The sequence below is a fragment of the Streptomyces sp. JN8 genome (genome assembly GCF_055808075.1).
In genome coordinates this window covers 1,000,012-1,010,670 of record NZ_CM147852.1, presented here as the reverse complement: position 1 = coordinate 1,010,670, position 10,659 = coordinate 1,000,012, and the positions used below count along the sequence as shown (strand labels likewise).

Here is a 10,659-nt window from a genome sequence, read left to right as displayed (position 1 = left end):
GGCGCCCGGTGGCGCGGTTCCCCGGCCGGGTCAGGCGGTGGCCGCCCGGACGTCCACGGCGGGGACGGGAGGGTCGCCCTCGCCCGCCGGGGGCGTCTCGTCGTCGGGCTCGTCGCGGGGCAGGGTCGCCCTGCGCAGCCCGGGGACCGTGACGGCCACGACCACGGCGGCGACGGCACAGATCGCGCCGTTCACGACGGCCGCGCCGGCCGGGCTGAACCAGCGGGCGATCAGGGCCACTTCGACGTCGCCGGCGATGCCGCCCGCGGTGCCCTGGGCGGTGACGACGCTGACGATCCGGCCACGGAGCCGGTCCGGGGTGTTGTGCTGGACGAGGGCGTACTCCAGGATCTCGTACACCGTGCCGGCGGCGCCGCCCACGACCAGCATCGCGTAGGCCACGACGGCGCTGCCGCTGAGACCGAAGCCGACGACGGCCAGGCCGCCGGTGAACGCGGCGGTCAGGAGGAGGCGTCCGGGGCGTCCGGCGCGGGTGATCCAGCCGCTCGTCGCGGAGACGGCGATGGCGCCCACGGCCGGAGCGGTGTAGAGCACGCCGAGCATGAAGTCGCCGCCGCCGAACTCGGTGTAGACCAGCTCGGGGAAGAGGACGACCGGCAGGCTGAACAGCGCGTTGATCCCGCCGAGGGCCAGCAGGGCGCCGACGACGCGGTTGCGCACGGCGAACCGGAAGGCGGCGACCGGCGAGCCGGAGTCCTCGCGGCCCTCCTCGTCGTCCTCGTCCTTGAACGGCGGCAGCGGGCGCAGCCGGAGCAGCAGCAGGGTGGTGATGCCGGTGGTGACCGCGGTGAAGGCGAAGACCGGGCCGGGGCCCGAGGCGGCGAGCAGGATGCCGCCGATGAGCGGGGCGGCGACGGAGCCGATCTCACCGGTGAGGGAGATCAGGGCGCCGGCGGCGGGCAGTTGGTCGGGCCGGACGAGGGTCGGCGCGACCGCCATGAGCGCGGTGACGCTCACTCCGGTGGCGAGTCCGTCCCAGGCGACGCAGAGGTAGACGGCCCACAGTTCCGGGGTGGGCAGGAAGGCGTTGACCGCGAGACCGGCGAAGGCGAGGGCGGCGGAGCCGCGGGCCCAGAGGATCAGCGTCCTGCGGTCGGTGCGGTCGGCCATCCAGCCGCCCCACAGGGAGCCGACGAGGACCGTGACGCTCATGATCATGCTGGCGACGGCGACCCCGAAGGTGGAGCGCGTCATGCCGAAGACCTGCGCGGCGAGGGCGACGGTGGCCATGCCGAGGCCGAACAGCGAGACCACGCGGGCGATGAAGATCGCCCGGAAGTCGCGGCTGGTCCGCAGCGGGCCGATGTCGATCAGGAGATCACCGGCGCGCACGGGGTGCTCCCGTCGGGGTGCTCAGGAGCTCCACCCACGCGTCGAGGGTGGGGCGTTCGGCGAGTTCCACGAAGCCGATCCCGGCTCCGTCCGCGCGCCATCCCTCGACCAGGGTCATCAGCCGGATCGAGTCCAGCCCCTGCTCGACGAGGCTTTCGTCCGGCTCGATCTCCGCGGGGTCGACGTAGAGCACGCCGGCGACGTCCCGCGTGAGCCGCTCGCGTGTGAACGCCTGATGTCCGGCCGTGTCGACCATCGTCGTGTCCTCTTCCCGTCCGGCATGCGAGGTGATGCGGATGCTGTGAGTGAGCAGGTTGGTTAGGTAAGGCTTACCTAACTCTCTATGGTGTGGGGGAGTCAAGCGGCGGTGGTCCCCGTGACCCCCGCCGTCCCCCAAGAGCGCGAGAGTGAGAAGCCGTTGACCACAGTCACGCCCCGCCCGGGCGTCCGGTCGGAGTCCGCCGCCGTCTCCGTCCGGCACGCCGGCCGGTCCGACGCCGCCGCCCTGTACCGGCTGTCCGTGCCCTTCGTGCGTGAGGGCGCGCTGCGGGACCGCCCCGCGGGCGTGTACGCCCGCGACGCGGCCGACTTCCTGGTGGCCGAGGCCGCGCAGGGAGGCCTGGAGGGGTGTGTCGCGCTGTGCCTTCGGCCCGACGTGCACGGCCGGGCGGCCGCCGTGCTCTACAACTTCTGCGTGGCGGAGGGGAGTCAGGGGCGTGGTGTCGGCTCCGCGCTGCTGCGGGCCGTGCTCGGCGAGGCGACGGCCCGGGGGGTGTCCCGGGTCTTCACCGCGACGGCGGGCGGAGGGGAGCTCTTCCTGCGCCACGGGTTCGCTCCCGGTGGCGAGGAGGAGGCTCCCCCGCGGTGGCGGGCCCGCCTCGACCCGGCGCGGGGCTCCCGGGTCCTCGTGCGTTCCCTGGCCTGACCGCCCGGTGGCGTCGGGGCGGGCGCGCGTCGCCCGCCCCGACGCGGACCCCCGGCGCCACGGGGGCGCCGGGGGTCCGCGTCGGGGGTGTGCTCAGGCGCGGGCCGCGAGGCTCGCCGGGCGCATGTCGGTCCAGTGGGCCTCGACGTACCGGGTGCAGCCCTCGCGGGAGTCCTCGCCGTGCACGGTGGTCCAGCCGTCCGGGACCTCGGCGAACGCCGGCCACAGGGAGTGCTGGTTCTCGGCGTTGGCGAGGACGAGGTAGCGGGCGTCGGCGTCCTCGAAGGGGTTGGTGGCGGTCATGCGGGATCTCCTTGCGGGGGGCTGGCTGTGCGGGGCGGGGGAGTCGTCCCGAGGGGTCCGACCGCCCGGGCGGGCCCGCTGACGGGCCGCCCTGGCACGTGAGCGATTAGGTAAGGCTAGCCTAAGATCCTGGAGCGTTGAGGGGCTGTCAAGTGGGCTCCGACCCCCCGGCCCGGTCCCGCCGGGCGATGCGGAACGCCCCTCAGGCGGCCCGGTCGGGGCCTGAACCGGCCTGCTCCGCACGGCCCTTGACCCAGGCTCCCGGCGTGCATCCGAAGTGCTTCCGGAAGGCCAGGATGTAGCCGTTCGTGCTCACGAAACCCACCCGGGTGGCGGCCGTGCTCACCATGTGCCCCCGGTTCAGGAGGTCCAGCGAGCGGTTCAGGCGCACCCGGGTGCGCCACTCGGAGAAGGCCAGTCCCGTCTCGTTGCGGAAGGCGCGGCGCAGACTGGTCGAGCTGGTGTGGAGGCTCTGCGCCCACTCCGTGGCGGTCCGCTGGTCGTCGGGCCTGCGCAGCAGCGCGCCCGCCACCGAGCGGGCCGACTCGCTCGTGGGGCGCGGCACCGGCAGCGCGGCGGACGGGGACCCGGTGAGCAGTGCGAAGGCGGACGCCTCGTCGGCGCCGCATCCGCCGCCCCGCGTCCGGGCGAGCAGCAGACGCCGCTGCGCCTCGTCGATCCGGACCACCGTGGGCTCCGCGTAGGGGAGTTCGTGGGCGCCGGGGTCGAACGGCTCGGCGAGCACCAGGGAGTCGGGGTGGAAGCGCGCGCTGTGCGGAGTGCCCGCGGGGATCCACAGGGCCACGGACGGGGTCAGCTCGTGGGCGGCGCCGGCCGCGGAGACCGATATCCGGCCCAGTGCCACGTAGAGCAGCTGGTGGAAGTCGTGCGCGTGGGGCGGGTGGCCGCCCGCCGTGATGAAGTCCTCGTCCGCCGCGGCGGACGTTCTCTCCTGGGCCATGGCCCACCCCCTGGTCCGCGGGGGCCGGGACGGATTCCCGGTCCCTCGGTGTGATCGGTCGGTCTCCGGCTTGGATGAGCGGAGCTTAGGTAAGGGTAACCTAAGTCGCCGCACGACCCGTGAGGAACAGGAACATCCCATGACAGACACGTCCCCACCGGTGAGAGCCCCGCTGTCACCGGCACGGACCCGGCTCTCGCGCGGCGCGACCGTCGCGGTGATCGCCACCGCGGCCCTGATCGCGACCCTGCTGGCCGGAATCGCGCTCGGCTCCCGGGACATCTCCCCGCCGGAAGTCGTCCGCATCCTGCTCCACCCGGGCGGCGAGGCGTACAACTCCCACGTCCTGTGGACCGAACGCATCCCCAGGACCCTGCTCGGCATCGCCGTCGGCGCCGCCCTCGGTGCCTCCGGAATGATCATGCAGGCGCTCACCGCGAACCCCCTCGCGGACCCCGGCATCCTCGGCGTCGAGCAGGGCGCCGCCATGTTCGTCGTCTTCGGCATCATGTTCCTCGGTGTCACCGACGTGAGCGGCTACTTCTGGCTGGCCCTCGCGGGCTCGGCCCTCGCCGCCTCCCTGGTCTACCTGATCGGCACCCGCACCGACGCGGGCAGCTCCGCCGTCGGCCTCGTGCTCGCCGGAGTCGCCCTCGCCGCCGTGATGTCCTCCCTCATCACCCTCCTCGTCGTCCGCGACAAGGAGGCCTTCGCCCACCTGAGGTTCTGGTCCGTCGGCCAACTCACGGGCCGCGCCGACGTCATGGACCAGATCATGCCGTTCGTGCTCTGCGGACTCCTGCTCGCCCTGCCGCTCGGCGGCACCCTCAACATCCTCGGCCTCGGCGACGACACCGCCCGCGCCCTCGGCGTACGGGTCGAGCGGGCACGGCTCCTCAGCGCCGCCGTCGCCGTCCTGCTCTGCGCCGCCGCCACCGCCGCCGTCGGCCCGGTCGCCTTCGTCGGCCTGGTCGCCGCGCACTGCGCCCGGCTCCTGACCGGCCCCGACCACCGCTGGTCGCTGCCGATCTCCATGGCCGTCGGCGCCGTCCTCCTGACGGCCTCGGACACGGCCGGACGGCTCATCCTCGACCACGGGGAGATCCAGGTGGGGCTCATGACCGCGATCGTCGGCACCCCCTTCTTCGTCTGGCTGGCCCGCCGCCGGGACCTGGTGAAGATGTGAGAACCGCGACCGACCTCCGGCCCGCGCGGCCGGACACCCCGACCGCCTCCGCCGTCGTCGCGCACCTGCGCACCGGCCGCCGCGCCCGCAACCGCCGCACCCTCGTGGTCGCCACCGTGCTCGCCGCCGCGCTGCTCGCCCTCACGGCCGCCTCCGTCCTCATCGGCGGCATCGGCCGGGTCGACCCCGCCGACGTCCTGCCCGCCATGTTCGGCCTGCGCACCGGCCTCGCCGACTACATGATCTTCCAACTGCGCATGCCCAGGGCGCTGGCCGCGCTCCTCGCCGGAGCCCTCTTCGGCCTCGCCGGCTCGCTCTACCAGCGGCTCATCCGCAACCCGCTCGCCACCCCCGACATCGTCGGCATCTCGGCCGGCGCCGGAGCCGGCGCCGCGACCGCGCTGCTCTACGCCCCCGCCGCCTTCAGCGTCGGCGTCCCGGCGGCCGCCGTCGTCGGATCCTTCGTCCTGGTCGCCGCCGTCCAACTGCTCAGCTGGCGGGGCGGGGTCGACACCTACCGGCTCGTCCTGGTCGGCATCGGCCTGAGCGCGGTCTGCACCGCCTACACCAACTACCTGTTCACCGTCGCCGACCAGCAGAGCATCGCCATCGCGATGCGCTGGACCGTCGGCAGCACCAACGCGGCGGACTGGGAAGGCGTCACCACCCTCGCCCTCGGCCTCGGCGTCTGCCTGCTCGCCGCCCTCCTGGTCGGCCGGTCCCTCGGCACCCTCGGACTGGGCGACGGCTTCGCCGCGGGCCTCGGGACCCGGGTGACGACGGTCCGCGTCGGCGTCCTGCTCCTCGGCGCCGCCGCCGCGGCCCTCGCCACCAGCGTCGTCGGACCCATCGGCTTCGTCTCGCTCATCAGCGGGCCCATCGCCGTACGGCTCGTCGGAGTGGACCGCTCGACGGCCGTCGCCCCGGCCGTCGGCGCCGTCATCGTGATCGGCGCCGACGTCCTCGCACAGCACGCGCCGGTGATCAGTCCGGTGCCCACCGGAGTCCTGACCGCGTTGCTCGGCGCGCCCTACTTCGTCTGGCTGATCCTTCGACGCAGGCAGGGAGCCTCGTGACACACGCCGTGACACCACAGACCGACCTCACCCCCCGGGCGCCGAAGGCCCCGACCCCGCCGCCCGACGGCGGGGCGACGACGGCCCACCGGCTCGAAGCCCGCGGCATCGGCGCCGGATACGGCGGCACCCCCGTCATCGAGGACCTCTCCCTGCGGATCGAGGCCGGCCGCATCACCGCGCTCGTCGGCCCCAACGCCTGCGGCAAGTCCACCCTCCTCAAGTCGCTGGCCCGACTGCTGCCGCTCACCGCCGGATCGGTCCTCCTCGAAGGCGCCGACATCCACCGCCTGCCCACCCGCGAGGTGGCCCGCCGGCTCGGCGTCCTGCCCCAGTCCCCGATCGCCCCGGAGAGCATCACCGTCGGCGACCTGGTCTGGCGCGGACGGCACCCGCACCGGCAGTTCGGCCGGCGCCGCGACGCCCACGACGACACCGTCATCGCCGAGGCCCTCCGCGCCACCGGCACCGCCGAACTCGTCGACCGCCCCGTGGACCAGCTCTCCGGCGGACAGCGCCAGCGCGTCTGGATCGCCCTGGCCCTGGCGCAGGACACCCCGACCCTGCTGCTCGACGAGCCCACCACCTATCTGGACGTGGCCCACCAGATCGAGGTGATGGACCTCCTCGCCGACCTCAACGAACAGACGGGCAAGACCATCGTGCTCGTCTCCCACGACCTCAACCAGGCGGCCCTCTACGCCTCGACCATCGTCGCCATGCGCGACGGACGCGTCATCCGGCAGGGCACGCCCGAAGAGGTGCTCGACGCCGACACCGTGGCCGAGGTCTTCGGCCTCCGGTGCGTCGTCGTCCCCCACCCCCTCACGGCACGGCCGCAGATCTTCCCCCTCGGCCGCCACCACGCGCAGGAGAACTGATCATGAACCGCCTCGCAAGACCCGCCGCCCGACGCTCCGCCGTCCGCACCCTGATCGCCGCCGCCGCGGCGGCCGCCCTGCTGGTCGGCTGCGGCTCCGGCACGGAGGACAAGACCGGCTCCGACAAGCCGACCACCGGCGCGAGCGCCGCCCCGGCCGCCTTCCCGGTCACGCTCACCAACGCCTGGGGCAAGACCGAGGTCACCGAGAAGCCGCTGAAGGTCGCCACCGTCTCCGACGGCGACACCTCCATCGCGCTCGCGCTCGGCCTGGTCCCCGTCATCACCCCCGACGCGGAGGACGGCGGCCCCGTCCCCGAGTACAAGCAGCGCGCCCTCACCAAGCTCGGCGCCGGCAAGCTCAAGACGTACGACGACACCGACGGCACCGACTTCGAGGCCATCGCCGCCGAGTCCCCGGACGTCATCCTCGGCATGAACACCTGGTCCATGGACACGGACTACGCCAAGCTCGCGCCGATCGCCCCCGTCGTCACCTACGCCGACAAGAAGGGCGCCGACACCCTCACCTGGCAGGAGCGCCTGAAGAACGCCGCCAAGGCCCTCGGCCTGACGGCCGAGGCGGACAAGGTCATCGCCGCCAACGGCAAGGCCATCGCCGACGCGGCCGCCGCGCACCCCGAGTTCAAGGGCAAGACGTACACCTACGCGGTCGTCCACCCCGAGCAGCTGACCTTCATGTCCCACGCCGACCAGGACCCGGGCATCTTCGAGCAGATCGGCCTGAAGAAGACCGCCAAGGCCGCCTCCTACACGGCCGACAAGAACGCGGTCAGCCTGGAGAACCTGGACGAACTGGAGGCCGACGTCCTGCTGATGACGTACCCCTTCGGTGACAACGGCCTGCTCAGCGCCTCCGAGCTGGAGAGCAACAAGCTCTTCCAGTCCCTCGCGGTCGTCAAGGGCAGGCACTACGCGGTGATCCCCTCGGAGAACACCCTCTCCTCCGCGGTCGCCTACCCCGACGCCCTGAGCTTCCCCTGGATCGTCGAGAAGCTGACCCCGATCCTGGCGCAGGCCGTCGCCGGGAAGTGATCCCCGCTCCCGTCGGGGAGCCGCACCACCCCGCACCACCGAGCACCACCCACCCGTCACCGGCGGGCCGGGCGGACCGGACGGCGTCACCCCGCCACCGGTCCGCCCGGCCGCGGTTCCCGGACCACCGCAGTGCCAGAAGGAGCCCCCTCCATGTCCACCCGCAGCCCCCGCTCGGTCGTCACCTTCCCCATCGTGCTGAGGGAACTGACCGTGCTGCGCGCCGAGAACATCACCCCGGGAATGCGGCGCCTCACCCTCGGCGGAGCCCAGCTCGACGCCTTCGAGAAGAACGGCCTCGAACTCCCCGCCCTGCGCACCGAGGGCTTCGACGACCACGTCAAGTTCTTCTTCGCCGACGAGACCGGCCGGCTGATCCTCCCCGGCCAGAACGTCAGCAGCCTGGACTGGCCCGCCGACGGCCGTCCCGTCGCCAAGGACTACACCCCGGTCCGGCACGACCCCGAGGCCGGGGAGATCGACTTCGACTTCGTCCGCCACGACGGCGGCATCGCCTCCACCTGGGCCGAGCGGGCCGAGCCGGGCGACAGCGCCTGGATCGCCGGACCGAAGATGTCGCACAGTCACCCCGAGGGCGCCGACTGGCTGCTCGTGATCGGCGACGAGACGGCCCTGCCCGCCATCGGCCGCTGGCTCGCCGAGATGCCCGAGGGCACCAAGGCCCGCGTCTTCATCGAGATCGGCGACGACTCGCACCGCCAGGAGCTGCCCACCCGGGCCGACGCCGAGATCGTCTGGCTGTCGCGCGAGGGCGCCCCCGCCGGCACCACCGACCTCCTCGAACAGGCGGTGCGCACGGCGGAGTGGCTCCCGGGCACAGTCTTCGCCTGGGTGGCCGGCGAGACCCTCACCCTCAAGGGGATCCGCCGCCACCTCGTGGCGGAGCGCCGGATCCCGCGCGACCACACCCACATCACCGGGTACTGGCGCCGTACGGAGCACGCGCCGACCGTCCCGTCCGAGGGGGCCGAGGCGGTCACCACCGCCGAGGCGGAGGAGGACGGGGACGCGCACGAGCGGCTGCACGAGCTGACGGATCTCGCCCCCGGCTACGCGATCCGGACGGCCGTCACGCTCGGCCTCTTCGACCTGGTCGACGGCGGCGTGCGCGAGGCGGGCGAGCTGGCCCGCCGGGCCGGGGCCGACGCACCCACGCTGAAGGCGCTGCTCGACTACCTCGTCTCGATCGACCTCCTCGCGGTGGGCGGGGACGGCTACCGCCTCACCCCGGTCAGCGAGGAGCTCGTCGAGGACGACCACTCGGGCGAGGAGTACCACCTGGAAGGCGCCCAGGCCGCGTTCGACGCCTCGCTCTCCGGACTCCTGCACACGGTCCGCACCGGCGAGGCGGGGTACCGCACGCTGACCGGGCGGACCCTGACCGCCGCGATGCAGGACGACCCGAGGCTCGCGGGCACCGCCCGTACCGCGGTCGAGGAGGAGGCCATGTGGATCGCTCCCGGCGTCCTCAAGGCCCATGACTGGTCGGCGGTCACCGAGGTGACCGCGACCGGCCACGGCTCGGCGAGCGTGGTGAACGCCCTGCTCAAGGAATTCCCGGCGCTGCGCGCCCGGATCGCGGCCATGCCGTCGGTGCTGCGCGTGCTGAGCGACCAGGTCCTCGACACGGACGTACTGCCGAGGGTCGAGCTGATCGCCCGGTCCGCGGGCGTTCCGGACGGATCCGGCACCCTGCTGATCTCCCGTCAGCTGGAGTGGCTGGCCGACGAGGACGCCGTCCACACCCTGGCCGAGGCGGCGGCGGGGCTGACGCCGGACGGCACCCTGCTCCTGGTGGAGATGGTCACCGGGGCCGATGCCGACGACGTCGACGCCGTCCTGCACCACCTCCGCCTCAAGTGCGCCTTCGGCTCCGGGGTCCGGGCCGCCGACGAGGTCTCCGCGCTGGCGGAGCGGGCGGGCCTGGTGGTGCGGGAGCGCAGGGACATCGGGTGGGACCACCGCCTCTGGGTCCTCGGCCGAGGCTGACCCGCGGAGAGCGCGCGGACGCGCGCCGATGCCCTCGCCCGGAAGGGCGAGGGCATCGGCCGTGCCGGCGGGGCCGGCGGTGGTCAGGAGCCGCTGCGCGGAGCCGGTGGGACGCCGCCGCGCCCGCGCGCCGCCCCGGCCGCGGGCCGTTCGAGATGGCTGTGCACCCGGCGCAGCAGGGAGGCGAGTTGCTCGCGCTCGGCCCGGTCGAGCGGGGCCAGGATCTCGTCGTCCGCGGTGGCGATCTCCGCGCTGAGCTCGGCGAGGTACGTCCGTCCCGCCGGGGTGAGCCGGACGACGACGCGGCGCCGGTCGGTGTCGTCGCGGACGCAGTCCACCTGCCCGATGCGGGCCAGGTCGTTGACGATCTTCACCAGGTCGCTGGCGTTCATGTCGAGCCGCGCGGCGAGGGCCGTCTTCATCTGCGGGCCGACGTCGGCGAGCAGGGTCATCACGGTCAGGTGCCACAGGCGCAGCCCGCGGCCCTCCAGCCGTTCAGTGAGCCTCCGGCGGGCGACCTTGCCGAGCGCGTACATCAGATACGCGTTGAGGTTCAGGACGCTGGGCGGGGTCATGCTCATGGAGGGAGTGGAGGCGCCGGCGGCGGTGGCGGCGTCGTCACCGCGGTCCGCTCCGGAGCCGGCCGCCTCGACGACCGCACGCAGCAGGGCCTGTTCGCCGCCGCCCGCCTCCGGCCCGATGCCGGGTCGCAGGTCGGCGTCGGCGAGGGAGCGGAAGATCTTCGCCCAGTCGGCCGGCATGTTCGAGATGCCGACGACGGCGAAGGCCGTCCCCGAGGAGTCGCACGCCGTACCGCTGACGATCGGCTGTTCCATTGCTGTGCCTCACTGCCCGGCGGTCGGGGAGGACCGCCGGGACTCACCGATAGGTTGGGCTAACCTACCCATT

At 73.6% G+C, this 10,659-nt stretch carries 11 protein-coding genes; 6 read left to right on the top strand and 5 right to left on the bottom strand.

Annotated elements, in window-relative coordinates:
* Nucleotides 1–30: 30 nt before the first annotated feature.
* Together entS and ACY0MR_RS04320 are read right to left on the bottom strand one after the other, a co-directional pair.
* The gene (gene entS / locus ACY0MR_RS04325) at nt 31–1,353 is read right to left on the bottom strand and encodes an enterobactin transporter EntS (protein WP_473559200.1); all 1,323 of its coding nucleotides are present in this window, start codon (nt 1,351–1,353) and stop codon (nt 31–33) included.
* The gene (locus tag ACY0MR_RS04320) at nt 1,340–1,609 is read right to left on the bottom strand and encodes a phosphopantetheine-binding protein (RefSeq protein WP_473559198.1); all 270 of its coding nucleotides are present in this window, start codon (nt 1,607–1,609) and stop codon (nt 1,340–1,342) included. Before ACY0MR_RS04320 ends, entS begins: the two co-directional genes overlap by 14 nt.
* A gap of 162 nt (nt 1,610–1,771) precedes the next feature.
* On the opposite strand from ACY0MR_RS04320, the gene ACY0MR_RS04315 reads away from it, so the two are divergent.
* Entirely contained in the window at nt 1,772–2,278 is a 507-nt protein-coding gene (locus ACY0MR_RS04315; RefSeq protein ID WP_403316989.1) for a GNAT family N-acetyltransferase, read from the top strand.
* Nucleotides 2,279–2,371: 93 nt separating this feature from the next.
* Here ACY0MR_RS04315 and ACY0MR_RS04310 read toward each other — a convergent pair whose 3' ends face one another.
* Nucleotides 2,372–2,581 carry an MbtH family protein gene (locus tag ACY0MR_RS04310; protein WP_388794821.1) on the bottom strand — a complete coding sequence of 70 codons (210 nt, stop codon included), beginning with the start codon at nt 2,579–2,581 and terminating at the stop codon, nt 2,372–2,374.
* A 202-nt stretch (nt 2,582–2,783) separates the two neighbouring features.
* Nucleotides 2,784–3,542, bottom strand: a complete 759-nt coding sequence (locus tag ACY0MR_RS04305) for a helix-turn-helix transcriptional regulator (protein ID WP_473559195.1) — start codon at nt 3,540–3,542, stop codon at nt 2,784–2,786.
* A 139-nt stretch (nt 3,543–3,681) separates the two neighbouring features.
* On the opposite strand from ACY0MR_RS04305, the gene ACY0MR_RS04300 reads away from it, so the two are divergent.
* From ACY0MR_RS04300 to ACY0MR_RS04280, 5 genes are all read left to right on the top strand, one after another.
* A complete protein-coding gene (locus tag ACY0MR_RS04300; RefSeq protein WP_392863863.1) occupies nt 3,682–4,728 on the top strand; it encodes a FecCD family ABC transporter permease in 1,047 nt (348 codons plus the stop codon).
* Nucleotides 4,725–5,804: a FecCD family ABC transporter permease gene (locus tag ACY0MR_RS04295; RefSeq protein WP_473559193.1), complete on the top strand. Its 1,080-nt coding sequence runs from the start codon at nt 4,725–4,727 to the stop codon at nt 5,802–5,804. Before ACY0MR_RS04300 ends, ACY0MR_RS04295 begins: the two co-directional genes overlap by 4 nt.
* Nucleotides 5,805–5,911: 107 nt before the next feature.
* Nucleotides 5,912–6,685, top strand: a complete 774-nt coding sequence (locus ACY0MR_RS04290) for an ABC transporter ATP-binding protein (RefSeq protein WP_473561688.1) — start codon at nt 5,912–5,914, stop codon at nt 6,683–6,685.
* A gap of 2 nt (nt 6,686–6,687) precedes the next feature.
* Complete coding sequence (locus ACY0MR_RS04285; RefSeq protein ID WP_473559191.1) at nt 6,688–7,740, top strand: ABC transporter substrate-binding protein; 1,053 nt, start codon at nt 6,688–6,690, stop codon at nt 7,738–7,740.
* Nucleotides 7,741–7,893: 153 nt separating this feature from the next.
* Nucleotides 7,894–9,750, top strand: a complete 1,857-nt coding sequence (locus ACY0MR_RS04280) for an SIP domain-containing protein (protein ID WP_473559189.1) — start codon at nt 7,894–7,896, stop codon at nt 9,748–9,750.
* Nucleotides 9,751–9,833: 83 nt separating this feature from the next.
* On the opposite strand, the gene ACY0MR_RS04275 is transcribed toward ACY0MR_RS04280, so the two are convergent.
* The gene (locus ACY0MR_RS04275; protein WP_473559187.1) at nt 9,834–10,586 is read right to left on the bottom strand and encodes a MarR family winged helix-turn-helix transcriptional regulator; all 753 of its coding nucleotides are present in this window, start codon (nt 10,584–10,586) and stop codon (nt 9,834–9,836) included.
* Nucleotides 10,587–10,659 lie beyond the last annotated feature (73 nt).

Bases quoted from the DNA above. Each gene is read 5' to 3' on its own strand.
- ACY0MR_RS04320 (WP_473559198.1), bottom strand. From the start codon at position 1,609: ATGGTCGACACGGCCGGACATCAGGCGTTCACACGCGAGCGGCTCACG.
- ACY0MR_RS04310 (WP_388794821.1), bottom strand. From the start codon at position 2,581: ATGACCGCCACCAACCCCTTCGAGGACGCCGACGCCCGCTACCTCGTC.
- ACY0MR_RS04305 (WP_473559195.1), bottom strand. From the start codon at position 3,542: ATGGCCCAGGAGAGAACGTCCGCCGCGGCGGACGAGGACTTCATCACG.
- ACY0MR_RS04300 (WP_392863863.1), top strand. From the start codon at position 3,682: ATGACAGACACGTCCCCACCGGTGAGAGCCCCGCTGTCACCGGCACGG.
- ACY0MR_RS04285 (WP_473559191.1), top strand. From the start codon at position 6,688: ATGAACCGCCTCGCAAGACCCGCCGCCCGACGCTCCGCCGTCCGCACC.
- ACY0MR_RS04280 (WP_473559189.1), top strand. From the start codon at position 7,894: ATGTCCACCCGCAGCCCCCGCTCGGTCGTCACCTTCCCCATCGTGCTG.
- ACY0MR_RS04275 (WP_473559187.1), bottom strand. From the start codon at position 10,586: ATGGAACAGCCGATCGTCAGCGGTACGGCGTGCGACTCCTCGGGGACG.